Here is a 25,398-nt window from a genome sequence, read left to right on the forward strand (position 1 = left end):
TGGCGCACGCGTGGTGGAGAGGGTCGGCACACATGACAACGGAATCCCAGAGCGAAGCGGCCGCGCTGGAGCGGGTGCTGGTCGCGGTGCGGGATCTCGGGGACGGCAACTTCCGCCGGCGGCTCGTCCCGCACGGCGACGGCCTCTCGGCGCAGCTCGCGGTGGCGTTCAACGACATCGCCGAACGCAACCAGCGGCTGGTCAGCGAGCTGCTGCGGGTGCGCGGCGCGGTCGGGCAGGAAGGCAGGCTCAGCGAGCGGCTCGAGGGCCAGGTCGGTCCCGGCGGCTGGACCACCGCCGTCGACGCCGTCAACGGCCTGGTCGATGACCTCACCCGGCCGGCGATCGAGCTGGAGCGCGTGCTCGGCGGGGTCGCCGACGGCGACCTGTCCCAGCCGATGACGCTGACCCTCGACGGGCGCCCGCTGCAGGGCGCGTACGCCACGTTGGCGAAGACGGTCAACGGCCTCATCTCCCAGCTGTCGCGGTTCGCCGCCGAAGTGACGAGGCTCTCCCGCGAGATCGCGGGTGAGGGACGTCTCGGCGGCCAGGCGGTCGTCCCGGGCGTGTCGGGCACCTGGCGCGACCTGACCGACTCGGTCAACTTCATGGCCGACAACCTCACCGAGCAGGTCCGCAACATCGCCCAGGTCACCACCGCCGTCGCGCGCGGCGACCTGACCCAGAAGATCAACGTCGACGCCCGCGGCGAGATCCTCGAGCTCAAGAACACCATCAACACCATGGTCGACCAGCTCTCGGCGTTCGCCGACGAGGTCACCCGCGTCTCCCGCGAGGTCGGTTCGGACGGCAAGCTCGGCGGCCAGGCGCAGGTGCCGGGCGTCGCCGGGACGTGGCGCGACCTCACCGACTCGGTCAACCTGATGGCCGACAACCTCACCGACCAGGTCCGCGGGATCTCGCAGGTCGCGACCGCGGTGGCCACCGGCGACCTGACGAAGAAGATCGACGTCGACGCCCGCGGCGAGATCCTGCAGCTGAAGAACACCCTGAACACGATGGTCGACCAGCTCTCGGCGTTCGCCGGCGAAGTCACCCGCGTGGCGCGCGAGGTCGGCAGCGAGGGCAAGCTGGGCGGGCAGGCCGAGGTGGCCGGCGCGGCCGGGACGTGGCGCAGCCTCACCGACTCGGTCAACCAGATGGCCGACAACCTCACCGACCAGGTCCGCAACATCTCGCACGTGACCACCGCGGTGGCGAAGGGCGACCTGACCCAGAAGATCACTGTCGACGCCCGCGGCGAGTTCTTCGAGCTCAAGACGACCATGAACACCATGGTGGACCAGCTGTCCGCCTTCGCCGACGAAGTCACCCGGGTGGCCCGCGAGGTCGGCACCGAGGGTCAGCTGGGCGGGCAGGCGCAGGTCCCCGGCGTCGCCGGCACCTGGCGCGACCTCACCGGCTCGGTGAACTTCATGGCGAACAACCTGACCACCCAGGTGCGCAACATCGCCCAGGTCGCCACGGCCGTCGCGCGCGGCGACCTGACGCAGAAGATCGCGGTGGACGCCCGGGGCGAGATCCTGGAGCTCAAGAACACGCTGAACACGATGGTCGACCAGCTCTCGGCGTTCGCGGACGAGGTCACCCGCGTGGCGCGCGAGGTCGGTACCGAGGGGAAGCTCGGCGGCCAGGCCACCGTGCCCGGCGTCGCCGGGACCTGGAAGGACCTGACCGACAACGTCAACTCCATGGCGAACAACCTGACCGACCAGGTCCGGAACATCGCCCAGGTGACGGCGGCGGTCGCGCAGGGCGACCTGACGCAGAAGATCACCGTCGACGCCCGCGGCGAGATCCTCGAGCTGAAGACGACGCTGAACACGATGGTCGACCAGCTCTCGGCGTTCGCCGACGAGGTCACCCGCGTCGCGCGCGAAGTCGGCACCGAAGGCATCCTCGGCGGCCAGGCCCGCGTCCGCGGCGTCGCGGGCACGTGGAAGGACCTCACCGACAACGTCAACGTCATGGCCGACAACCTGACCGACCAGGTGCGCAACATCGCCACCGTGGCGAGCGCGGTGGCCAACGGCGACCTGTCGAAGAAGATCCGCATCGAGGCCCAGGGCGAGGTCGCGGCCCTGGCCGAGACGCTGAACGGGATGGTCGAGACGCTGCGCGCGTTCGCCGACGAGGTCACCCGCGTGGCGCGCGAAGTCGGCACCGAAGGCATCCTCGGCGGCCAGGCCCGGGTGCCGGGTGTCGCCGGGACCTGGAAGGACCTGACCGAGAACGTCAACTTCATGGCGCACAACCTGACCAGCCAGGTGCGCAACATCTCGCAGGTGACCACCGCGGTCGCGAAGGGCGACCTGACGAAGAAGATCGACGTCGACGCCCGCGGCGAGATCCTCGAGCTCAAGACCACGATGAACACGATGGTCGACCAGCTCTCGGCGTTCGCCTCCGAGGTCACCCGCGTGGCGCGCGAGGTCGGCACCGAGGGCAAGCTGGGTGGCCAGGCCGAGGTCGACGGCGTGTCGGGCACCTGGCAACGGCTCACCGAGAGCGTGAACCAGCTGGCCGGGAACCTGACCACCCAGGTCCGCGCGATCGCGCAGGTGGCGACCGCGGTGACCGCGGGCGACCTGACCCGGCACATCACGGTCGACGCGTCCGGCGAGGTCGCCGAACTCAAGGACAACATCAACCAGATGATCGCGAACCTCAAGGAGACGACGAGGACCAACCGCGAGCAGGACTGGCTGAAGACGAACCTCGCGCAGCTGTCGGGCCGGATGCAGGGGCACCGCGACCTGGCGTCGGTGGCCGCGCTGATCCTGTCCGAGCTGGCCCCGCTGGTGCGGGCGCAGCAGGGCGCGTTCTTCCTGGCCCGCGACGACGACCGCGACGGCACGGTGCTGGAGTGCATCGCGGCCTACGGGCTCGCGCAGTCGCGCGCGGGGCTGCGGTTCGCGATGGGCGAGTCGCTGATCGGCCAGGCCGCCGTCGACCAGCGGACGATCCTCGTCCACAACGCGCCGCCGGAGTACGCGCTGATCTCGTCCGGGCTCGGCTCGGCGGCGCCGGTGAACCTCATCGTGCTGCCGGTGCTGTTCCAGGGCGAGGTGCTCGGTGTGCTGGAGCTGGCGTCGGTCAACGAGTTCAGCACGGTCCACCAGGACCTGCTGGAGCAGCTGCGGCACACGATCGGCGTCAACGTGAACACGATCCTGTCGAACTCGCGGACCGAAGCGCTGCTGACGGAGTCGCAGCGGCTGGCGCAGGAGCTGCGGGCGCGGTCGGAGCAGCTGCAGGCCCAGCAGGGCGAGCTGCGCCGGTCCAACACCGAGCTCGCCGAGAAGGCCGCGCTGCTCGCGCAGCAGAACCGCGACATCGAGGTCAAGAACAGCGAGATCGAGCAGGCGCGTCAGGAGCTGGAGGAGCGCGCCGGGCAGCTGACGGTGGCGTCGCAGTACAAGACCGAGTTCATGGCGAACATGTCGCACGAGCTGCGGACGCCGCTGAACAGCGCGCTGATCCTGGCGAAGCTGCTGTCCGAGAACCCGGAAGGGAACCTGACGGAGAAGCAGATCCAGTTCGCGAAGACGATCTACGCGGCCGGGTCGGACCTCCAGCAGCTGATCAACGACATACTGGACCTGGCGAAGGTCGAGGCGGGCCGGCTGGACATGCAGATGTCCGACATCACGCTGCCGGAGCTGGTGGACTACGTCGAGTCGCTGTGCCGGCCGCTGACCGCGGACAAGGGCCTCGAGTTCGCCGTCCACATCGACCCGCCGGTGCCCGGCAGCGTCCACACCGACGAGCACCGCCTCCAGCAGATCTTGCGCAACCTGCTGTCGAACGCGGCGAAGTTCACCGACGAGGGCGGCGTCCGGCTGCACATCCGGGCCGCCGACCCGGCCGAGGTGGAGCAGGAATCGCTGAAGAACGCGCCGGGCATCATCGCGTTCGCCGTCGAGGACACCGGGATAGGGATCCCGGAAGAGAAGCTCGCGGTCATCTTCGAGGCGTTCCGCCAGGCGGACGGCACAACGAGCCGCAAGTACGGCGGCACGGGCCTGGGCCTGAACATCAGCCAGCAGCTGACGGAGCTGCTGGGCGGCGAGCTGCGCGTGGTGAGCGAACCGGGCGTGGGCAGCACGTTCACGCTGTACCTCCCGGTGGCGGCGGCCAACCTGGTCGACCCGGTGACGGCGTTGTCGACCCCCCGGCTGCCGGCGGTGCCGAGCACGGTCGTGGTGGCGGCCCCGGACATCGCCCCGAAGCGCTTCCACGGCGAGAAGGTGCTGATCGTCGACGACGATTTGCGCAACGTGTTCGCCCTGGCCGCGGTCCTGGAGCAGGCGGGCCTGGAGGTGATCTACGCGGAGACGGGCGTCGACGGCATCCGGGCGTTGGAGCGCAACGAGGACACGGCACTGGTCCTGATGGACGTGATGATGCCGGAACTGGACGGAAACGCGACGATCGCAGCCATCCGAGCGGAGGCGGCCAACGCCGACCTCCCGGTGATCGCGGTGACGGCCAAGGCCACGGCGGAGGACCGCGCCCGCACCCTGGCCAGCGGCGCGGACGACTACATCACCAAACCGGTGGACACGGACAAGCTGCTGGACGTGATAGCGGCGTCCCTGGAGGCGGACGCCGCTTCCCTCGATGGAGCGGGTGACGGGAATCGAACCCGCGTAGCTAGTTTGGAAGACTAGGGCTCTACCATTGAGCTACACCCGCGTGCCCCCGGAAGGACCCGGGTGCAACGCTAGCTTAGCGTGACCCGCTAGGCTGATCACACACCCCCCTGGGGGTGCACCGGGATGTGGCGCAGCTTGGTAGCGCATCCGCTTTGGGAGCGGAGGGTCGCAGGTTCAAATCCTGTCATCCCGACCAGTATTACTGCTTTGACCAGCGAAAACGGCGGGACTCCTCGTTCGCAGGAGTCCCGCCGTCTCAGTTTCCGTCTCAGTACAAGCCGTTATACGGCTCAAACCACCGCACGCAAGCCGGGCGGCTCCTCGTCGTCGTGGCCGTCCGCTGACGTCTTCGCGGCGTCCAGCAGTCGCTGCAGCTGGTCGATCAGCGAAGCGGCGTCCGGCTGCACGACGGGCGTCGGCGAGGGTGCCGGCGGCGCGTCGCTCCACAGGAAGTTCTCGACCTGGTCAGCAATCTCGGCGACAACTTCGGTCGGCACGTGCATGTACCGTTTCGCGACCGACGCGTCGCCCCAGCCCATCACTTCCATGATCGCGGGCAGCGGAACCTTCAGGACCAGCAGCATCGTCGCCGCGGTGTGCCGCGCGTCGTGGAGCCGGGCGTCACGAACATTGGCCTCGGCCAGCAGCGTCTTCCACTCGTCATGGTCGGCGCGGGGGTCAATCGGTCGGCCAGTGGGCTGGGTGAACACCCATCCGCCGTCGTGCCACTCGGTGCCGGCGAACTCGCGTTCTACGTCCTGTGCCGCCTTGTGCTTGCGCAGTAGTCCGAGCAGCGGCCGGGGAATGCCGACGGTGCGGCGCCCGGCCTTCGACTTCACGTCGACTTCGCGAAGCCCGCCGCCGCGGCGCTTCGGGCAGGAGCTGGCATGCCGTACACAGTCCGACGGACAGCGCGGCGGACAGCTGGCGTGCCGAGTGCACGTCGGCGGGCACGGTGCGACCTTGTGAAGCCGCTCACCACACCGATGCGGGTCGCCGCAGCCGTGCTTCCACTTGTACCGCTGGAGCTGGCGAGGCGTACGGAGCAGGCCAGCGTCCAAATCGAGCCGCGACCACTTCAGGCCGAGCGCTTCACCGCGCCGCAGGCCGAGCGCGAGAGCGATCACGAATCGTGCGCCGTTGCGCCGGCCTCGAGCGGCAGCCAGGACTCGCTTCGCCTCGGCCGCGGTCAGCGGGATGATCTCGTCCTCGTCGACGCGCGGCGGCTTCGCGAGCTTCGCCGGATTCTTGGTCAGGTGCCCGCGGTCGACCGCCACACCGAAGGCTGTCTTCGCTGTGCGGTGGACCTGGTGTGCCGTTCCGGGCTTCGCCCCGGCGTCGGCCATCTTCGCGTAGAGCTTCTCCAGGTGCTCCGGCTCCAGCCTGCGCAGGCGGTGTGCGCCGAGCCCGGGAATCAGGTGCTTGTAGACCGCGACGCGGTAGCCGGCGAGCGTGGTTTCTCGCACGGACGGCGCCGCCACATTCTCGACCCAGTGCGTTAGCCACAGCTCGACCGTCCATGCCCTGGAGCCAGGTTTCGGAGCGATGCCGGCGTCTCGTTGCCGCTCGAGCTCACGAACTGCGGCGATCACTTCAGCCTCGGTCTTGCGCTCGACGTGCCGACGGTCCGGCTTCCCATTGTCGAGAACTCCCATCGTGACGCGACCGTGCCACTTCCCGTCCTGACCGAGGTAAATACTGCTCGCCCCGTTCGGTGCGCGCGAACCTTCAATGCGTTTCCTGCGCGGCATGGTCAGCACCGCCCCGCTTCAGCGATAAGCCGCTCGATGTAGGCGGTCAGCTCATCGGCCGGCACTCGCCTGTAGCGACCGACCAGGACGCTGGGTACAACCTTGTCCTTCATGAGCGCGAACATGGTGGTACGGCTGACTGCGAGCCGGTCGGCGGCCTGTTCGACCGTCAACATCTCCCGAGGACCCGTCGAGCCTTGACCCGGGCTCACATCTTTCGCCACATGCAACGATGGGTGTTCTGTGTTCGACATGCAAAGAACCGTACTTTAAATCCAAAGGATTGAGGAGACTAATTCTCAGTTCATTTCTTCGCTCCAATTTCCCAATTCTCACACGTCGAACGTGTTGCTGGTAAATCGCGAAAATTTGCGCAGAGCACGCGGTGACCACTCCAGCCGTGGGGACGTCGGTCGCGGCCGGAGCGCCGACAACCAAGTGGGGGCACCCGCGGCGACCCGACCGGCTTCGCCACGGAACACCAAACGCGCAAGCTCCGCCTCGCAAAAGCGCACGTCCACGCCACTGAGATCTGCTACCGCTGGTCAGCTTGCCCTGGCCGTGATGTAGCAGTTGGAGGTGCCCAACTACTCTCACCACGTGCGAATATTCATCAAGGGTCAGCTTCGACAGCCCGCCGGTATCTCGTCTATCCACCGAGCCTGCCAGCGATGACGACTACGGACTCGGCACGCAGCGAGGACTGGCCAAGATGCGTGAAGATCCTCGGGGAGCCAGACGATCGGTGTCGTGGAGTTCAGATCGACGGCTTCGACCGCTGTCTCGCGCACCTGGACCCAACGGAACTCAACACCTTCCTCTCGGGGCTCTTCCCTGGAGCTGACCTCGACGTTCGCGGTACCGCTTTCGATTCGCAGTTGCTCAGGCAGCTCATGCAGGCTGTCACAACACACAGCTCGTCACCTCCAAGGGCGGAACTCCGTCGCTCTGACTTCCGCGGCGCGACCTTCGCCCAGGGTGCCGGTTTTGGCCGCGCGAACTTCGCTGAGGGCGCCGACTTCCGTGGCGCAACCTTCACCCAAGGCGGCTACTTCGGTGGCGCAACCTTCGCTGAGGGCGCCTACTTCAGCGGCGCAACCTTCACGCAAGACGCCTACTTCAGCGGTGCAACCTTCACCAAGTACACTTCCTTCAAAGACGCGACCTTCGCCCAGGACTCGTACTTCGACCACGCGACCTTCACCAAGAACATCTCCTTTTCCGGCGCGACCTTCACCGAGGACGCCTCCTTCTCCGGTGCGACCTTCACTAAGAACGCCGACTTCGAAGCCGCGACCTTCACTGAGGGCGGCTACTTCAACGGCGCAACCTTCACTAAGACCGCCTTCTTCAGAGGCGCGACCTTCACCGAGGACGCCTACTTCAACGACGCGACCTTCACTGAGGGCGCCTACTTTGGCGAGGCGACTTTCACCAAGAAGGTCTCCTTCAGCGGGGCAACTTTCTCCAGATGCGAACGCCTGGGTCCGCTAACGGCTGAACAGCTCGACGTCTGCGGGACGCAGTTTGGGGTCGCCGTCGTCGTCGAGGCCGAGGCTGGCGAGGTCTCTTGTCAGCGGGCGCGGTTCTCCGGAGGCGTGGAACTGCGGGTTCGACATGGCCGGGTCGACCTCGCTGAAGTCCTGTTCGGAGCAGCTTCGTCGCTCGGTCCATCAGCGTCAGCACGCGCTACAGAAGCGAAGGTCAAGAGCTGGCGTGAGAAGAACAACGCCATTGATCACCGTCCGGTACTGACGTCTCTTCGCGGGACCGACGTGTCAGAACTGGCACTTACCGACGTTGATTTGCGATGGTGTCGCTTCGCGGGGGCGCATCACCTGGACAAGCTGCGCATCGAGGGCGACAGTCCGTTCCCGCAGCCGCCGCGGCGAGTGCGAGCCTTGGGGCGGCCTAGACGGCAGGTGATATTCGAAGAGCATCCATGGCGAGCTCAGCGGATGCCGAAGTCAGGGTGGCTTGCTTCTGGCCCGTTCGACACTGAGCAGGTGGAGCAGGTTGGGCCGGGGCGGCTGGCTGCACTGTATCGCTCGTTGCGCAAAGCGCTAGAGGACGGCAAGAACGAGGCAGGCGCCGGGGACTTCTACTTCGGTGAACAAGAGGCCCGCCGACGTGCCGTCGGAACGTCATTCGTCGAGCGGGCGGTGCTCTGGGCGTACTGGTTGATCTCCGGATACGGGCAGCGTGCATCACGCGCCATTACCGCGCTTGTTGGGATAGTCGCCGTGCTGGCTGTTGTACTGATCACGTGCGGCCTGCCCGTGGCTGGGCCGACGTCGCAGTCCACGACGGTGACTCGCGCAGTACCTGGCGGTGGCCAGGAGACCGTCACTACCTCCAGGGACGTTGCGCCACAGCTGCCGCCAGGGGATGCCCGGTGGACCCTTGACCGCGTCGACACTTCGGTGCGCATCGCCCTGGGGGCGGTCGCGTTCCGGGACGCCGGCCAGAAACTGACATCAGTAGGGACCTGGGCGGTCATGGTGGCCCGCTTCGTCGGCCCGATCCTGCTCGCTCTGGCCGCGCTCGCCGTGCGCGCCCGGGTAAAACGATGACAGACCGGAATGAGCTTCTGATCCGTAGTTTTAGCGCTGACCTGCGGATAGTCGGCGGCCTGGGCATCGGGGGCACGAGTGGCAGCAAACCGGGCATGATCGGCACGGGTGCACAGCAGTTCGTGGACCAGAAGGTGGACCAAGATCCCGGCTCGCTCAGCGACCGGATTGCAGCACAGGGCGACCGTCGCCACAGCGCAAGGTTCCGCTTGACGACTGCGCGACGGTCCCGCACAATTCGAACACGCGTTCGATCAATGACTTGGATTGTTCGTGGCTTCCCGCGCGGGCGTCTCGGGTCAGAAATTAGGCGTCTACCGTGGAGAGTGGCGGGGCGAGCCGGTCCTGCAGTGTCACGTGGCGGAACTGGTAGGTGGGGCCGACGGTGCGTAGGAGGTGCCGGGCGCGCGCGTCTTCGAGGAAACGGCCGAGCAGCAGCGGCGTGCGCCAGCGGATCCGGAAGTAGATCTGGCTCAGGATGACCAGCCACGCCTCGGTCGAAAAGAGCCCCATCAAGAGCCCGAACGCCACATAGAGGCTGCGCGCAAGGATGTCAGGAAGATGGCCATTATTGCCCGCACTAACTGCCAGTCCTAGCAGCAAGCCTAAGCTGAGCTTGACGGCGAGGTCGGCTCGCCAGAGCCCATGCGGCCGCATGGCAGCGGGCGGATCGATCCAGTCCGACATGATCGCAATCACGGCACCAGCGAGGGTAATGCAGGCGAAGAGGATCCCGCGGAGCACGTCGGAAAAGATGAGTGCCATCACGACGCCGCCCATGACGTCGACGAGGACGATGGCGATAAGCCTGATGAAGATGACCCCGAGGGTGAATGTCGAGACGAAGTCGCCCCACATGGTGCGCCAACTGGACACCTTACCGACTGTCGTCGGCCTGACCCCTGGGAACCATCCCGCCGCGGCCCCGAACAGCGTGCCGAAACCGAGCCCTCCCACCGCGGCAACGAGAAACCCGTGCACGGCTGCGTCCGCGAAGCTGGAGCTGGAGCTGGAGCTGAGTGAGAGTCCCACGACGGCCAAGGTACCCACGAGAGCAGCTCCGGCCGCAGCACCAAACAGTGCGCTGATGACGATACGTTTCGGGCGTGGGATCCAGTTCGGGAGGTCCCACCGGACGAAGTCGCGGGAACCGTGGTCCCGCAGGTGGGTGGCGAGCATGGTCATCGCGCGGTGGGCGACGTCGGGCGAGTACCGGGGCGGCGGCTGCGCCGGACGGGCGGTGTAGGCGGCGGTGATGGCCTGGTCGAGCAGGTGCTGGGTGATGTCGTCCGGGCGGGGGAACCGGACGGTGTCGAGGAGTTCGTCCGGCGTGTGCCCGGCGGCCGCGACCGGGTAGACGTCGCGGACGAGGGTGATGGTCAGCGGGCTGGTCAGGGCCTGGGCGACGACGCTGCCGGGCTGGTCGGTCAGCGTGTCGATCAGCTTCCGCCAGTGGGGCGGCGCGGGGTCGGTGAGCGTCTGCACGAGGTGTTCGGCGGCGTCGGACGCGGTCAGCGGTTTGAGTTCCAGGGCGACGGCACCGGCCAGGACGTGGTCGCGGGCCGCTTCGACGAGTTCGTCGGTGCGGGTGAGCAGGACCAGCCGCGAGGTGGCCTGCCTGCTGAGGGCCTGAAGGGCCACCGAGCGCACGGCCTGTGGCATCTCGTCGAGCCCATCGAGGAACACCGAGACGCGTTCGGCGTTCAGGAGCGCGGTCGCCCGGGCCCGGCCCCGGCGGCCGGCTAGCGGAGGCAGCTCGGTGAGCTTCGTGGTGAGCCATTCCTGAAGCGGAGTGGTCGTGGGATCCCAGTCCTGCAAGGTGAACAGCACAGGGACGGGAATCGCGGCGCGGTTGACGGACTGTTCGCGGTAGCGCAGCGCGTCCAGGAGCAGCAGGACGGCCGCCGAGGTCTTGCCGCTGCCGGCGCCTCCGGCGAGGATGAGCCGTCCGGACGCGAGGCCGCCGTAGACGCGGTGCAGAGTGCGGTGTGTCCCTTCGCGCAGCTGCCGCGCGGTGACGCGTTCGATGCCGGGCAAGGGCTCGAACCCTGGCCGTCCCCCGGTGGCGGCGGCGAGCGGCCCGGCGACGGGCTCACCGCAACGCTGCCACCGGATGGGCAGCGGCGTGGCCTGGAGCAGTCCTCGTTCGACGGCGGCGTCCTGCCACTGAACCCGCACGGCCGTGGCGATGACGTCGGTGAGCCCGTCGAGGTCGTGCACGGGAGTCCGCCCGGAGCCGGCACGCGCGTTCCCGACCTGCCAGAGGGTGAGCAGAATCCCAGCGGCGGCGAGGACGAACTGCCCGTACCCGCTGGCGTTGCCGCGTTCAGTGGGGTCGAGGAGCGTCACCTGCAGGACCCACCACCCAAGCCCCCCAACGACCATGACGGCGCCGACGACCCACCACCACTTCCGCATCATGCCGGATCAGTCGCACGGCGAACGCGAGTTGTGACGCTTCGCCGGGAATTCGTGCGATCCCGAGGCCTTGGACGAACGGACGGGCGCGGCAGTCGACGCCTTCCGCCGACATACCTCGCCCGCTCGTGGGTGGATCCGAGGGGAATCGAACCCCTGACCCCGCCTTGCAAAAGCGCAGGCCTATCCCATCGGGGAACGGCTACGACTGGTCGACCTGGCTCAAGCTGTGTCTGGGCTGGCTTGACAGCATCCTCGTGACGGGTGTTCGCAGTCATCGTGATCGTCATTGATCAACTTCATGGCGACCCTCTCGCCGTGCAGGCGATGTAGCGACCGGAGGCCGTCCAGCGACTCTCAAACGTGCGAATATTGATCCGGGCACAGTCTCGGCAGCCCATCGGCTTCACACCTACCCACCGAGCCTGTCCACAATGACGACCACGGACTCTGTCGACACCGGGGGCAAGCCCCCCAGATGCGCGATAATCGTCGGGGAACCAGGCAATCGGTGTCCTGGAGTTCAGGTCGCCGGCGTCGACCACTGCCTTGCGCACCTGGACCCAACGCAACTCGACACCTTCCTTTCGGAGCTGTCCCCTGGAGCCGACCTCGACGTTCGCTATACCACCCTCGATTCAGAGTTGATCAACCGGCTCACGCAGGCTGTCACACCACCCGAGTCACCTCCAAGGCCGCAACTTGGTCGCGCTGACTTCCGTGGCGCGACGTTCACCGGAGGCGCCTACTTCACCGACACGACCTTCACTAAGAACACCTCCTTCGACGACGCGACCTTCACCGAGAACGCCTATTTCAGCAGGACGACTTTCGCCCTGCACGCCTCCTTCGACGACGCGACCTTCACCAAGAACGCCTACTTCCGCGACGCGACCTTCACCAAGAACGCCCACTTCACCAGCACGACCTTCACCAAGAACGCCCACTTCACCAGCACGACCTTCACCAAGAACGCCCACTTCGTTGGCGCGACCTTCACCAACAACGCCTACTTCGACGGCGCGACGTTCACCGAGAACGCCTCCTTCGCCCGCACAACCTTCACCAACAACGCCTACTTCAGGGGGACAATCTTTCCCCGGTGCGAGCGCCTGGGCCCACTGACGGCCGACCGGCTGGACGTCCGTGGGGCACAGTTCGGGGTCGCGGTCGTCGTCGAGGCCGAAGCCGGCGAGGTCTCTTGCCAGCGGGCGCGATTTTCCGGAGGCGTGGAACTGCGTTTCCGACATAGCCGGGTCGATCTCGCCGAAGTCTTGTTTGGCGCTGCCTCCTCCCTCGGCCCGTCAGCGACAGCACTCGCTACAGAAGCGCAGGTCAAGAGCTGGCGTGAGAAGAACAGTTCCATTGACCACCGTCCGGTATTGATGTCTCTTCGCGGGACCGACGTGTCAGAACTGGCACTGACCGACGTTGACCTGCGATGGTGTCGCTTCGCGGGGGCGCATCACCTGGACAAGCTGCGCATCGAGGGCGACAGTCCGTTCCCGCAGTCGCCGCGGCGAGTGCGGGCCTTGTGGCATCCCAGACGGCAGGTGATATTCGAGGAGCATCCATGGCGAGCTAGATGGAAGCCGACGTCAGGGTGGCTTGCTTCTGAGCCGTTCGATACCGAGCAGGTGGAGCAGGTTGGGCCGAACCGGCTGGCGGCGTTGTATCGCTCGTTGCGTAAGGCGCTGGAGGACGGCAAGAACGAGGCCAACGCCGGGGACTTCTACTTCGGTGAGCAAGAGGCCCGCCGACGTGCTGCCGGAACGTCCCCCGTCGAGCGGGCGGTGCTCTGGGCTTACTGGCTGATCTCCGGGTACGGGCAGCGCGCATCACGCGCCGTCACCGCGCTCGTCGGGGTAGTCGCCGTACTGGCTGTCGTACTGATCACCTGTGGCCTGCCCGCAGCTGGCCCGACGTCGCAGTTAACGACAGTGACTCGCGTAACCCCTGGCGGCGGCCAGGAGACCGTTACTACCTCCACAGACGTTGCGCCACAGCTGCCGCCAGGCAATGCCCGGTGGACCCTGGACCGTGTCGATACTTCGGTGCGCGTCGCGCTGGGAGCGGTCGTGTTCCGCGACGCCGGCCAGAAACTGACAACAGCAGGAATCTGGACGGTCATGGTGGCTCGTTTCGTCGGCCCGATCCTGCTCGCCCTGGCTGCCCTCGCCGTACGCGCCCGGGTAAAACGATGACAGACCGCAACGACCTTCTGATCCCTAGTTTCGCATCGACCTGTGGATAGTCGGCGACCTGGGCGTCAGGCTGCACAGGTGGCCGCGAACAGTGCAACTTAGCTCGAGCGATCAGCATTTGGTGGACCGGAACGTGAACCGAGGTCCACGTTCCGACCGCCCCTACGACTGCGTGAACCCGAGCATCGCCCGGATCCTCGCGACCGCTAGCGGTGCTCGCCGTCTGCGGACGCCTCGCGAATGGTGATGTGGATCGGACCGAGGTCGACGCGGGAAACTCCGGTGAGCAGCACCGTGCCGGCTGCCAGCCCAGCAAGCGCCCCGAAAATGACCACTGCCCTGCAGGTATGAGCGGTGCTGGTCAGGATCTGACTAGCCAAGGTAAGCAGGCCATGCCGCTCGGCGGACCGCTCATCCTGCTCGGGAAGTGCTTCGCGGACGGTACTGTTGATCTTGATTGACCGTCGGTCGCCTGACGGGGACGAGTCGCCGTGCCGCGCTGGTAACCGCGGCTTTCCTCGACGTATGCATGATCGAGTACGACAAATCGGCACCGTGGCCGAGTTCCTCGACTGGTTTGACATCGTCGTCGGGGTCCGCCGACCACCCGCCCGCCAGGGGGCCGGCGCCCGGATTAGTCCCTCGTCGTCCCCGGACACGCATCCTTAGGATGCACGGCGAACCTTCGACTACAGACGGCCTAGGCGACCGTCGTCAGCCTGACCAGCCGAGACTTCAACCCATGACGGCCGGTCGCGAAGCGTGCTCGCCGTGAGCACGCGTGCTTCCTCGAACTCACCGGGTCGACGCTCGTAGATCACGGTCATGTCGGGCAGGACGTGCCAGCGGTCGACGGCGCCGGACTGGCCGGCGACGACGTACGTGGTCGCCTCGGTGAGATCGGGCTTATCCATGTGCGTGCTACCGCCGGCGATATCGGGTGGGTTTGGGTTCGAACTTCATCGCCTTCGTGACCATGACGCGCTCCTCGTGCGAGGCGTCGGGCAGGTACTTCCCCTACCTGCCCGACGCCTGGCCGAGCGTAGAACACATGTTCGACTGCCGCAAGTTGACGCAGGTCACGACCGCCACACGTTGCGGTAGCCGGAGCGGTCCGCGTACGGCAGAGCGAGGTGCTGAATCACCGACCAGATTCCTTGGGTGAAGCATGCCCAGGGAACGCCCGGGCCCCTCGCGGAATCCGGGTTGTATCGCGGGGGCCGAGCCCCAGGCCCACGGTGCCGCCCCTGCGAGCGGTGGTTCCGTTGTCCGTGGTCATTCGCCCGCCGTAGTGCGGGTTCAAAACGCACCGAGAAGCCGGGCATCACCGCGCCGCCCCGGTCAGCCGTCAGCGCGCTACGCCGCCTGCTTTGCGCGGGCCAGGTCCAGCCCCGGGCCACTCAAACGCTCGTACGCCGCCGGGCGGCCGGTCAGCAAAAGCAAGAAGCCTGCCGCCGGGCCTCTCACCTCCGGGCCTGTGCCCACCGCCCAATCCGCGTCCGAGGCGATCAAGCGCAACCCCGCCAATTGTTTACGCGGGTTGAACGGGAACCGCAGCTTCCACAGGCTGCCCAGGCCCGCCACCGCGTCCTCCGGGGGCACCTCCGGCTCGCGGCCCAAGGCCAGCGCGATGTCCTGCGTATGCGTCAGCACGTCCATGATCGTCGAATCCGGGCCTGCACCCGGGGCCGGTGGCACTCTGCGCGAGGCCGCGTGGTCGCGCAACTGGGCCACCAGCGGGCCCGGCGGCTGGGCGGCCAGGCGCCGGGCCGATTCGCTGATCATGCGGTTGAACCTGCCCCTCGCGCGGAGCGCCTCGCGGAACCAGTCCCCCGCGCCGAACTGGGCGTTGCCCGCCAAGTGCGCGGCCACGTCGCGGATCCGCCAGCCGGTGCACAACGACGGCCGCTCCCAGTCCTGTTCGGGGAGATTCTCGAGGAGGTCCGCCAGCCGCAACCGGGCACGCTCCACTCCGGCCCACATCCGTGCTTCTTCCATGCGGAGTCCTTGCCTCGGAGGAAAACCGGCCGACATCGAGCGTACGAGCGCGCCCCGGCGGCCGGTTGTCCCCGATTGCTGACCTCAGGGCAGCCAGGCGGCCAGCGTCCCGGCCAGCAGCTCCGGCTGGTCCTCCGGCGTGTGGTGGCCCGCCACCACCGGGTGGTGCACCACCTTCAGCGACGCGAACGTCCCGGCCATCCACTCCACCATCGGCGGCGTCAACATCGCGTCCGGGCCCGGCTCGAACGTGACCAGCAGCTTCGGGATCTCCGGGGTGACACCCAGCCACTGGCCGAACGCCTCGATCCGGGCCACCACCGACGCCGGCTCGCCGCCCAGGGGCAGTGAACGCGCCCACTGCAGCAGCGGGATCCGCGATTCCGGAGTCGGATACGGGCGCGCGTACTCCGGCGGGAGCCCGGACAGGAAGTCCCCGATGAGAGACTCGCCGGACGTCTTGATCGCGCGGAACACCTCCGCGCCCGCCGGCGGGAACTCCTCCCACGTCATCGGCTTCAAGACCGCTTCGGTGAACGCCAAGCCCCGCACACGCGACGGGTGCCGCGACGCCCAGTCCGCCGCCAGCGCGCCGCCCCAGTCGTGGCCGACCAGGACGACGTCCTCCAGCGCGAGCGCGTCGAACCACTCGTCCAGGTAGCGCGCGTGGTCCTCGAACGTGTACGCGATGCCGGGCTTGGGCGAGTCACCCATGCCGATCAGGTCCGGCGCCAGCCGCCGCCCCGGCAGGGACGGCATCACGTTGCGCCACAAATAAGACGACGTCGGGTTGCCGTGCAGGAACACCACCGGTGCGCCGGTGCCCTGCTCACGGTAGGCCAGGACTGTCACTTGAACGCTCCCGCGAACCGCGCCGCCCAGTCGGTGAACGGCTTCGGCGGGCGACCCAGTACCCGCTCGACGTCCGGGCTCACCTGCTGTTCCTCGGGCGTCGGCGTGCCGAGGATGTCCAGCGTCGCGTCCGCCACGTGCGGCGGCATGAAGCCCAGCAGCACCGACCGCGCTTCTTCCCGCGTCTGAGGCACGAACCGCACCGGCTCGCCCACGGCCTCGCCGATGGCCTCCGCCTGGTCGCGGGGCGTCACCGGGGACGGGCCCGTCAGCACATATGTCTTTCCCTCGTGCGACGCGTCGCGCAACGCGGCCGCCGCCACCGAGGCGATGTCCTCCGGGTCGATCACCGGCAACGCGACCTCGCCGAACGGCGCCGCGACCTCCCGGCGGGTGCGCACGCTTTCCGCCCACTGGAAGGCGTTCGACGCGAAGCCCGCCGGGCGCAGCGCTGTCCACTTCAGACCGGATGCCCGCACCGCGTCCTCGAACACCGCCGGGAACCGTCCGGTTCCGACGCCCTGCGTCGACAGCAGCACCACCCGCGTCACGCCGGCGGCGCGCGCCCGCGCCAGCACCGGCTCCAGCGTCCCCCGGAAGTCTCCCGGCACCATCAGGAAGACCGCCGACACGCCTTCGAAAGGCAGCGTCGAAGGGTCGGCCAGATCTCCTTGGCGGGCAAGGACTCCCGCCGGCACTTCCTCGATCCGGCGGGACACCGCCGTCACTTCTTCTCCTGCCGCGGCCAAGATTCGCACCAGCGGCTGCCCGACGTTTCCCGTCGCTCCCATCACCATGATCATGGGAACGACGTTACCTTCCTGGGTATAGTAGGTACCTAGAGGAAAGTATTGGCTGGAGGCCCCGAAAGTGACCGAGACCACACCCGAGCTGGCCTGCCCGATCGCCCCGGTCGTCGACATCGTCTTCAGCCGCTGGACGACGCCGATCCTGTGGACGCTCAACGAGTTCGGGCGGCAGCGGTTCGTGGAGCTGGAACGCCGCATCGCCACGATCACGCCGAAGGTGCTCACCCAGCGGCTGCGGCAGCTGGAGCGCGACGGCCTCGTCGTGCGCACCTACCACGCCGAGGTTCCGCCGCGGGTGGAGTACGAGATCAGCGAACTGGGCCGCAGCCTCGGCCCGTTGTTCGCCGGCCTCGCCGAGTGGTCGCCCAACCTCGGCCGGGTCGAGGCGGCGCGCGCGGACTACGACGCCCGCGAACGCCGCCCCGGCCGAGCCGGCTAGCCCGACACGTCCACGTAGTCGAGGTTCGCCGGGCCGTCGGCCGTCGTCGCGGTCAGCCGGACCGTGTGCGTTCCGGCGGCCAGGTTCACCGGCTGGGTGACCGTGCTCCACGTCGTCCAGGCGCCGGTCGCCGGGAACGGCACGCCGGTGGCCACCACCGTGCCGTCGACCGAGATGTCCACCGGACGGGCCGCCGCCGTGCCGTTCGCGTAGCCGAACGCCAGCGCCGACGCCGGCCCGTTCACCTGCCACTCGACGTAGCTGCCGACGGCGTTGGCGCCGTTCGCGAAGCCGGTTCCCGAGAAACCCGCGTGGTTCGCGTCGATCGTGCCGCCGGTCGACAGGGAAGCGGATTCGGCTTCGTAGCGGGTCGAGCCACCGGCACGGGACACGCGGTACAGCACGGTCGCGTGCGAAGGCACCGAGGCGCTGATGGTGCCCGTGGTCGTCCGAGTCGCCTTGCTCCACAGGTCTTTCAGCGTGTAAGAGGACGCGCTGCCGATCCCCGTCGCCGAAGCCGAAGTGCTGATCGTCGCCGTCGCGGACGTCTCGTTGGACAGCGCCACCGCGCGGTCGCCGTTGGAGAGAACCTTGCTGTAGACGACCAGGCCGGAGTTCGCGCTCAGCACGGTCGCCTGCTTGCCCAGCGTGTCCTGGTCGAGCGCGATGACGTCGGTGTTCTTCAGGATCGCGAAGTTGTCGTCCGACACCTTCCGCAGGTCACTGCCGATCAGCAGCGGCGCCGCCATCATGGCCCAGAGGCTGAAGTGCGTGCGGTACTCCGCCGCGGTCATCCCGCCGTTGCCGACCTCGAGCATGTCCGGGTCGTTCCAGTGCCCGGGTCCGGCGTACTGCGCGAGGCCGCGGTTGGTCTGCGCCTTGCCGATCATGCTCGACCACTTGTCGGAGATGTCGCCGGTGGTGCGCCACAGGTTGCCGACCGGCGCGGCCCAGGTCCACGGCTTGTTCTGGCCCCACTCGCAGATCGAGTACGCGATGGCGCGGCCGGACTTCGCCAGCGCGTCCCGCATCGCCTTGTACCGCTGCTGCGCGTCGACGCCCTGGTTGTTGCAGTTGTCGTACTTCAGGTAGTCGACACCCCAGGAGGCGAACAGGTTCGCGTCCTGCTGCTCGTGGTCCAGCGCGCCGGGGAAACCCGCCTTGTTGCAGGTCTTCGTGCCGGCGCTGGTGTAGATGCCGAACTTCAGGCCCTTGCCGTGCACGTAGTCGGCGAGTGCCTTGATGCCGTTGGGAAAGCGTGCCGGGTCGGGCACCAGGTTGCCCGCCGAGTTGCGCGACGGCAGCGCCCAGCAGTCGTCGATGTTGACGTAGGTGTAGCCCGCGTCCTTGAGGCCCTTCGAGACGAAGATGTCCGCGATGCCCTTGATCATCGCCTCGTTGAACTCCGCGCGGCACTGCGTGGAGTTCCAGTTGTTGAAGCCCATCGGTGGCGTGCGCAGCAGGCCGTTTTCGAGGGCGAGCGCCTCGGATTGGCACACGACGAGACCACTTGCCGCGATCGCGAGCGTGGCGGCCGCGCTCGCGATGCGTCGAAATAAGGACATGCGCACTCCCGGAGGTGGAGACATCAGAGGTCTTCACCAGTTAGTAAAGAGTCCTGCCTAACCGGGAGTCAAGAGACGATGTATCAGATATGAAATCGGGTTTCCGCTGGCCGGGACGCCTACTCCGTCACCTTCCGGGCCGTGGCCATCGCGCGTTCGGTCTCCCAGAACGCCCGCATCGACGTCACCAGGCCGTCTTCGCGGACGCGGTAGACGAAGACCCCGTCGGTGTCGACGCGGTAGCCGCCCGGCAGGTACGTCGTGATCGTGCCGACGTTGGCCACCTCGTCGCCCGCCGCGTGCGAGTCGCGGATGACGAACTCGAAGCGCTCCACGTTGGCGATGGTCATGTCCCAGAACGCGCTGAGCCCCTCGCGGCCGTGGTGCCCCTTGCCCTCGGCGTCGAACATCGACGGCCCGACCGGGTCCTCCACCACCCCGTCGGGCGCGAAGAGCGCCAGCCAGGCCTCCTTGTCCCCCGCCGTCGCCGCGGTCATCGAGGCGAACGCCGCCCGCCGCGCCGGCGGCTGCTCCGCCGTGGTGTCCCAGCTGACCTGCACGCCCATGGAAGTCACTCCTCGAACTTGGCGATGATTTCGGCCCCGAACTTGCGGATCGCTTCGAGCTTCGGCCCGACCGGCGCGTCGAACCCGACGCCGTCGAACACCCACGGCATGGTGATGACGTCCGTGACGCCGGCTTCGGCCTGCTCGCGGTAGCCGTCGAGGCCGAACTTGTCGATGCAGACGGCCTGGTACTCGAACGGGTCGCCGGCGCGGCCGTGCTCGGCCAGCAGCTCCTTGAGCCGGGCGATGGTGTCGCGCAGCTCGTCGAGCTTCATCATCGCCGACGACCAGCCGTCGGCGACCCGCGCGGCGCGCTTCAGCGCGACTTCGGTGTGGCCACCGATGTAGAACGGCACCCGCGTCGGCGGCGCGGGGCTCATCTGGATCTTGTCGAAGTCGTAGAACTCGCCGTGGAACTCGACCATGCCGCCACCGAGGATCAGCCGCAGCACCTCGATCGCCTCGTCGACGCGCTTGCCACGCCGCTCGAACGGCACGCCGCAGTACTCGAACTCCTGCGGCAGCCAGCCGACGCCGAGCCCGAGGCCGAACCGGCCGCCGGTGAGCACCGCGGCCGAGCCGACCTGACGCGCCAGCAGCACCGGGTTGCGCGAGCCGAGCTTGAGCACCGACGTGTAGAAGCGGATCCGGCTGGTGACCGCGCCCATCGCCGCCGTCGCGACGAGCGGGTCCACCCAGGGCGTCTCCGCGGTCCAGAACCGGCTGCCGTCGGGCGTGTACGGGTAGTCCGTGTCCACCGTCTCGGCGTAGAAGAGCGAGTCGGGCAGGGCAATGGAGGCGAAGCCGGCCTCTTCGGCGGCCCGGGCGAGCTCGCCCAGCTGATCGAGGGGGTTCATCGCGATCGACAGGGTGAACTTCATGAGGACGAACTATAACGTGTTCTAGTTTTTTCGGCCAGGTCTTCCGGTGGCCCTGATCACCCGCCGGGAACCCACCGCGTAGCGTCCGCGTTGTCCGAATCAAAGGTGACCATTCGTCACCGAGCCGCGAACTTCCTGGGAGTTGTCCATGGGCACCGCGATCTTCCTGATCGTGCTCGTCGTCGTGATCGTCGGTGGCGGCCTCTACTTCTCGCGGCAGCGCGCCGCGGCCCGGCAGCGCGAGCTCGACGACGCCAAGGCCGACGCCCGGCGCCTCGTCGAGCGGCTCGGCGGCCAGGTGCTCAACCTGAACGGCACGGACACCGCGTCGCAGCAGGCGATGGCCGACGCCGCCGAGCGCTACAACGCGGCCGGCTCGCAGATGGAGCAGGCCCGCACGATCGAGCAGGCCCGGCTGGTCAAGGAGACCGCCATCGAGGGCCTGTACTACGTCCGCGCGGCGCGCACCGCGATGGGCATGGACCCCGGCCCGCAGCTGCCGGAGGAGGCCGAGCGCGAGCGCGCCGGCAAGGTCACCGAGCGCCGCGAGGTCGACGTCGAGGGCCAGCACTACGCCGCCTCCCCCGACGCGGGCCAGGACACGCCGTACTACTACCCCGGCGGCCGCGTCGCGGGCCGTCCGGTCCCGCAGGGCTGGTACAGCGAGCCGTGGTGGAAGCCCGCGCTCGTCGCCGGCGCCTGGGGTCTCGGGTCGATGTTCCTGTTCAGCGCGATGTTCTCCGGCATGGGCGGCATCGCGAGCGCCTCGGCCTGGGAGTCCGGTTACGACGCGGGCCAGCAGGACGCGCTCGAGTCCGGTGACATGGGCGGCGACGGCGGAGGCGACATGGGTGGCGACGGCGGAGGCGACTTCGGCGGAGACGGCGGCGGCCAGGACTTCGGCGGCGGCGACTTCGGCGGCTTCGACGGCGGCGGGTTCGACGGCGGGGGCTTCGACGGGGGCGGCTTCGACTTCTGAACTCCCGGCGGCGGCGGTTTCCCGGAAACCGCCGCCGTTTCGCGTCAGGAGCGGGGATCCGCCGCCCGCAGCGCCGGTTTGACGTGGGCCAGCGCCTCGCGCAGGTGCTCGTCCAGTGAGCCCCGCGGCACGACGAGCAGCCCCTGGCCGACGGGCTCGATCCAGCGCTTGACCGCGACCCGGGCGGCCGCCGAGACCATCGCCGCGAGCACGGCGTTCGTCAGGTCGTCGTGGCCGGTGCGGTCCGCGATGGCCACGGCCAGGGGGTCTTCGATCCCGCCGATCGTGTCGACGAACTCGGCCCGCAGGTTCGGCGCGGCCCTCAACAGCGCCAGCGCCTCCCCTGGCGGTTCGGCCCCGTACTGCCCGGCCACCGCTTCGACGACGGCGTCGGCCAGCGGCTCATCGGCCGGCCGGGCCCGCAGCGCCGCACCGATCCGCAGGGCGCGTTCGGCCGCGATCGCGGCCACGATCGCCTGTTCCCGGCTGGAAAAGTAGTTGTTGTAGGTCCGCGGCGACACGCCTGCCGCCTCGGCTATCTCGTCGACCCGCAGGTTCTCCGGCCCGCGCTCCAGCGCCAGCCGCAGTGCCGCGGCGCTGAGCGCCTCGCGCGTCGCGGCCTTCTTGCGCTCACGCAACCCACCGTTCTCGCTCATGGCCCCACCTTACCGCTTTCTTGCGCGTGCGCAATTTTGCGTGCACGCACTTTTGTGTATGCTCCGGTCTGGCACTCGGGAGGCACGAGTGCCAGCCGACCCAGGAAGAGGAACAGCCATGGCGAAGATGATCGCTTTCGACGAACAGGCGCGGCGCGGGCTCGAACGGGGCATGAACACCCTGGCCGACGCCGTGAAGGTGACGCTGGGCCCGCGGGGCCGCAACGTCGTGCTCGACAAGAAGTGGGGCGCGCCGACCATCACCAACGACGGGGTCTCGATCGCCAAGGAGATCGAGCTGGACGACCCGTGGGAGAAGATCGGCGCGGAGCTGGTCAAGGAGGTCGCCAAGAAGACCGACGACGTCGCCGGGGACGGCACCACCACCGCCACCGTGCTCGCCCAGGCCCTCGTCCGCGAAGGCCTGCGCAACGTCGCGGCCGGCGCGAACCCGCTGGAACTCAAGCGCGGCATCGAAAAGGCCGTCGACGCCGTCGCGCAGCACCTGCTGAAGGGTGCCCAGGAGGTCGAAACCCGGGAGCAGATCGCGGCCACGGCGTCGATCTCCGCCGCCGACCCGGCCATCGGCGAGCTGATCGCGGAGGCGATGGACAAGGTCGGCAAGGAGGGCGTGATCACGGTCGAGGAGTCGAACACCTTCGGCCTCGAGCTGGAGCTGACCGAGGGCATGCGGTTCGACAAGGGTTACCTGGCGCCGCACTTCGCCACCGACACCGAGCGGATGGAGACGGTGTTCGACGACCCCTACCTGCTGTTCGTGGCGGCGAAGATCGGGTCGGTCAAGGAGCTGCTGCCGATCCTGGACGAGGTCATGCGCCAGAGCAGGCCGCTGGTGATCGTCGCCGAGGACGTCGAGGGCGAGGCACTGGCGACGCTGATCCTCAACAAGCTCAAGGGCACGTTCTCCTCGGTCGCGGTCAAGGCACCCGGGTTCGGCGACCGCCGCGAGGCGATGCTGGCCGACATGGCCGTGCTCACCGGCGGCGAGGTCGTCTCCGAAAAGGTCGGCCTGAAGCTCGAAACCGCCGGGCTGCCGGTGCTCGGCCGGGCGCGGCGGGTGGTCGTGACCAAGGACGACACCACGATCGTCGACGGCGGCGGCGACCCGGAGCGGATCGCCGGGCGGGCCGCGCAGATCCGGTCCGAGATCGAGCGCAGCGAATCGGACTACGACCGGGAGAAGCTGCAGGAGCGGCTGGCCAGGCTGTCCGGCGGGGTCGCGGTGATCAAGGCGGGCGCGGCCACCGAGGTCGAGCTCAAGGAGCGCAAGCACCGCATCGAGGACGCCGTCCGGAACGCGAAGGCGGCCGTCGAGGAGGGCATCGTCGCCGGGGGCGGCGTCGCGCTCGCCCAGGCCGGCGGCGTGTTCGCCGGGCTCGGCCTCACCGGCGACGAAGCCACCGGCGCGAACATCGTCAAGGTGGCGCTGGAGGCTCCGCTCAAGCAGATCGCCGTCAACGCCGGGCTTGAGGGCGGCGTCGTCGCGGAGAAGGTCCGCGGCCTGCCGGCCGGGCACGGGCTCGACGCGGCGAGCGGCGCCTACGTCGACCTGATCGCCGCGGGGATCCTCGACCCGGCGAAGGTCACGCGCTCGGCACTGCAGAACGCGGCGTCCATCGCGGCGCTGTTCCTCACCACGGAGGCGGTCGTCACCGACAAGCCCGAAACCGGCGCGACGGCGGCACCGGAGCCGCCGATGGACTTCTGAGGCGCGCCGGTCAGGGCTGGCACTTCGGGCACCAGTAGAGGTTCCGCCCGACCAGTTCCGAGTGCGCCACCGGCGTCCCGCACACCAGGCACGGTTCGCCGGCGCGGCGGTAGACGTAGACCTCGCCGCCGTGGCGGTCGACCCGGGCCGCGCGCCCCATCGCCTCCGGCAGGTGTTCCGGGCGGACCGTGTCGATGCGGCCGACGCGGACGCCGTCCCGCATCAGGGTCACCAGGTCCGCCCACAGGTCGTCCCACAGCGTGCGGTCCAGCGCCCGCCCCGGCGTGAGCGGGGCGACGCCGTGGCGGAACAGCACCTCGGCGCGGTAGACGTTGCCGACGCCCGCGAGGACCGCCTGATCCATCAGCAACGCGGCGATCGACGTCTTGGACCGCGAAACGCGCGCCCAGGCCAGCTCGGGTTTCGCGTCACGCCGCAGCGGGTCGGGACCGAGCCGGGCCTTGATCGCGTCGGCCTGCGCGGGGTCGAGCAGCTCGCACTTCGTGGGCCCGCGCAGGTCCGTCCAATGTGTCCGGCCGGCCAGCCGCAGCCGGACCTGGCCCACCGGCTCGGACGCGGGCAGCGGGGCTTCGCCGAAGGTGCCGTAGAGACCCAGGTGGATGTGCACGATCCCGTGCGGGCCGTAGTCGTGGAACAGGTGCTTGCCGTGCGCCTCGGCGCCGACGAACACCTGACCGTCCAAACGGGACGCTTCGGCGGCGAACCGGCCCTGCGGGCTGCTGACCGCCACCGGGGCGCCGGCGAACCGGCGCTTGTGCAACCGCGCGAGCCGGTGGAGCGTGTGCCCCTCGGGCATCAGGCCTCCGGCAGCGCCGGCGGGGTGCCGGTGCGCTCGTAGTCCAGCAGCTGCTGGACCCGGCGCGCGTGCCGCTCCTCCTGCGAGACCTCCGTCGCCAGGAACGCTTCGACGATTTCGGTGGCGTCCTCGGCGGTGTGCATCCGGGCGCCGACGCCGATCAGCTGGGCGTGGTTGTGCTCCCGGCACAGCTGGGCGGTCTCGACGCTCCAGGCCAGGCCGCAGCGCGCGCCCGGGACCTTGTTCGCGGCGATCTGCTCACCGTTGCCGGAGCCGCCGACGACGATGCCGCGGCTGCCTTCGTCGGCCACCACGCGCAGCGCCGTCTCGACGCAGAACGCCGGGTAGTCGTCGGCCGCGTCGTAGACGTGCGGGCCGATGTCGGTGACCTCGTGGCCCTGCTTCTCCAGGTGAGCCACCAGGTGGTTCTTCAGCTCGAAACCGGCATGGTCGGATCCCAAGTAGACACGCACGGCTGGGAG

At 68.5% G+C, this 25,398-nt stretch carries 19 protein-coding genes and 2 tRNA genes; 7 read left to right on the forward strand and 14 right to left on the reverse strand.

The window, feature by feature from the left end:
• Positions 1-32 precede the first annotated feature (32 nt).
• Positions 33-4,694 (forward strand): HAMP domain-containing protein, encoded by a 4,662-nt coding sequence (locus CF165_RS32495; protein WP_093951472.1) that lies wholly within the window; start codon positions 33-35, stop codon positions 4,692-4,694.
• Here the strand turns inward: CF165_RS32495 and CF165_RS32500 are convergent.
• A tRNA-Gly gene (locus tag CF165_RS32500) sits at positions 4,646-4,719 on the reverse strand. The two genes, CF165_RS32495 and CF165_RS32500, sit on opposite strands and share 49 nt — an antisense overlap.
• Before the next feature lie 79 nt (positions 4,720-4,798).
• Between CF165_RS32500 and CF165_RS32505 the strand changes: the two genes are divergently transcribed.
• Positions 4,799-4,875 (forward strand) — tRNA-Pro (locus CF165_RS32505).
• A 94-nt stretch (positions 4,876-4,969) separates the two neighbouring features.
• On the opposite strand, the gene CF165_RS32510 is transcribed toward CF165_RS32505, so the two are convergent.
• Complete coding sequence (locus CF165_RS32510; RefSeq protein WP_093951473.1) at positions 4,970-6,430, reverse strand: tyrosine-type recombinase/integrase; 1,461 nt, start codon at positions 6,428-6,430, stop codon at positions 4,970-4,972.
• Positions 6,431-6,432: 2 nt separating this feature from the next.
• Positions 6,433-6,684 (reverse strand): excisionase family DNA-binding protein, encoded by a 252-nt coding sequence (locus CF165_RS32515; RefSeq protein ID WP_240521902.1) that lies wholly within the window; start codon positions 6,682-6,684, stop codon positions 6,433-6,435.
• A 462-nt stretch (positions 6,685-7,146) separates the two neighbouring features.
• Between CF165_RS32515 and CF165_RS32520 the strand changes: the two genes are divergently transcribed.
• The gene (locus CF165_RS32520; protein ID WP_240521903.1) at positions 7,147-9,003 is read left to right on the forward strand and encodes a pentapeptide repeat-containing protein; all 1,857 of its coding nucleotides are present in this window, start codon (positions 7,147-7,149) and stop codon (positions 9,001-9,003) included.
• A gap of 306 nt (positions 9,004-9,309) precedes the next feature.
• On the opposite strand, the gene CF165_RS32525 is transcribed toward CF165_RS32520, so the two are convergent.
• Entirely contained in the window at positions 9,310-11,040 is a 1,731-nt protein-coding gene (locus tag CF165_RS32525) for an NACHT domain-containing protein (RefSeq protein WP_158226861.1), read from the reverse strand.
• A gap of 815 nt (positions 11,041-11,855) precedes the next feature.
• Between CF165_RS32525 and CF165_RS32530 the strand changes: the two genes are divergently transcribed.
• Positions 11,856-13,625 (forward strand): pentapeptide repeat-containing protein, encoded by a 1,770-nt coding sequence (locus CF165_RS32530; protein ID WP_093951398.1) that lies wholly within the window; start codon positions 11,856-11,858, stop codon positions 13,623-13,625.
• A 689-nt stretch (positions 13,626-14,314) separates the two neighbouring features.
• Here CF165_RS32530 and CF165_RS32535 read toward each other — a convergent pair.
• The 4 genes from CF165_RS32535 to CF165_RS32550 all read right to left on the reverse strand — a co-directional run bounded on the left by CF165_RS32535 (position 14,315) and on the right by CF165_RS32550 (position 17,278).
• On the reverse strand, positions 14,315-14,539 hold the full coding sequence (locus tag CF165_RS32535; protein ID WP_093951399.1) for a hypothetical protein: 225 nt from the start codon (positions 14,537-14,539) through the stop codon (positions 14,315-14,317).
• A 442-nt stretch (positions 14,540-14,981) separates the two neighbouring features.
• On the reverse strand, positions 14,982-15,623 hold the full coding sequence (locus tag CF165_RS32540) for a maleylpyruvate isomerase family mycothiol-dependent enzyme (RefSeq protein ID WP_093951400.1): 642 nt from the start codon (positions 15,621-15,623) through the stop codon (positions 14,982-14,984).
• An 84-nt stretch (positions 15,624-15,707) separates the two neighbouring features.
• On the reverse strand, positions 15,708-16,475 hold the full coding sequence (locus CF165_RS32545; RefSeq protein ID WP_093951401.1) for an alpha/beta fold hydrolase: 768 nt from the start codon (positions 16,473-16,475) through the stop codon (positions 15,708-15,710).
• Positions 16,472-17,278 carry an NAD(P)H-binding protein gene (locus CF165_RS32550; protein WP_093951402.1) on the reverse strand — a complete coding sequence of 269 codons (807 nt, stop codon included), beginning with the start codon at positions 17,276-17,278 and terminating at the stop codon, positions 16,472-16,474. Before CF165_RS32550 ends, CF165_RS32545 begins: the two co-directional genes overlap by 4 nt.
• Before the next feature lie 67 nt (positions 17,279-17,345).
• Between CF165_RS32550 and CF165_RS32555 the strand changes: the two genes are divergently transcribed.
• On the forward strand, positions 17,346-17,723 hold the full coding sequence (locus tag CF165_RS32555; RefSeq protein WP_093951403.1) for a winged helix-turn-helix transcriptional regulator: 378 nt from the start codon (positions 17,346-17,348) through the stop codon (positions 17,721-17,723).
• On the opposite strand, the gene CF165_RS32560 is transcribed toward CF165_RS32555, so the two are convergent.
• The 3 genes from CF165_RS32560 to CF165_RS32570 all read right to left on the reverse strand — a co-directional run bounded on the left by CF165_RS32560 (position 17,720) and on the right by CF165_RS32570 (position 20,735).
• A complete protein-coding gene (locus CF165_RS32560) occupies positions 17,720-19,288 on the reverse strand; it encodes a carbohydrate-binding protein (RefSeq protein WP_093951404.1) in 1,569 nt (522 codons plus the stop codon). The genes CF165_RS32555 and CF165_RS32560 overlap by 4 nt on opposite strands.
• 119 nt (positions 19,289-19,407) lie before the next feature.
• The gene (locus CF165_RS32565; protein WP_093951405.1) at positions 19,408-19,854 is read right to left on the reverse strand and encodes a nuclear transport factor 2 family protein; all 447 of its coding nucleotides are present in this window, start codon (positions 19,852-19,854) and stop codon (positions 19,408-19,410) included.
• Positions 19,855-19,859: 5 nt separating this feature from the next.
• Positions 19,860-20,735, reverse strand: a complete 876-nt coding sequence (locus tag CF165_RS32570) for an LLM class F420-dependent oxidoreductase (RefSeq protein ID WP_093951406.1) — start codon at positions 20,733-20,735, stop codon at positions 19,860-19,862.
• Between the two features lie 148 nt (positions 20,736-20,883).
• Here CF165_RS32570 and CF165_RS32575 point away from each other — a divergent pair, with 148 nt between their 5' ends.
• Complete coding sequence (locus CF165_RS32575; RefSeq protein WP_093951407.1) at positions 20,884-21,714, forward strand: hypothetical protein; 831 nt, start codon at positions 20,884-20,886, stop codon at positions 21,712-21,714.
• A 44-nt stretch (positions 21,715-21,758) separates the two neighbouring features.
• Here CF165_RS32575 and CF165_RS32580 read toward each other — a convergent pair whose 3' ends face one another.
• The gene (locus tag CF165_RS32580) at positions 21,759-22,370 is read right to left on the reverse strand and encodes a TetR/AcrR family transcriptional regulator (RefSeq protein WP_093951408.1); all 612 of its coding nucleotides are present in this window, start codon (positions 22,368-22,370) and stop codon (positions 21,759-21,761) included.
• Positions 22,371-22,488: 118 nt separating this feature from the next.
• Between CF165_RS32580 and groL the strand changes: the two genes are divergently transcribed.
• Positions 22,489-24,099, forward strand: coding sequence for a chaperonin GroEL (gene groL, locus CF165_RS32585; protein ID WP_093951409.1), 1,611 nt, complete (start codon positions 22,489-22,491; stop codon positions 24,097-24,099).
• 10 nt (positions 24,100-24,109) lie between these two features.
• Here groL and CF165_RS32590 read toward each other — a convergent pair whose 3' ends face one another.
• Both CF165_RS32590 and CF165_RS32595 read right to left on the reverse strand, forming a co-directional pair.
• Positions 24,110-24,916, reverse strand: a complete 807-nt coding sequence (locus tag CF165_RS32590) for an Fpg/Nei family DNA glycosylase (RefSeq protein WP_093951410.1) — start codon at positions 24,914-24,916, stop codon at positions 24,110-24,112.
• Positions 24,916-25,389: a ribose-5-phosphate isomerase gene (locus tag CF165_RS32595; RefSeq protein WP_093951411.1), complete on the reverse strand. Its 474-nt coding sequence runs from the start codon at positions 25,387-25,389 to the stop codon at positions 24,916-24,918. Before CF165_RS32595 ends, CF165_RS32590 begins: the two co-directional genes overlap by 1 nt.
• Positions 25,390-25,398: the final 9 nt, after the last annotated feature.

Source organism: Amycolatopsis vastitatis (genome assembly GCF_002234595.1).
GTDB classification, from domain to species: Bacteria; Actinomycetota; Actinomycetes; order Mycobacteriales; family Pseudonocardiaceae; genus Amycolatopsis; species Amycolatopsis vastitatis.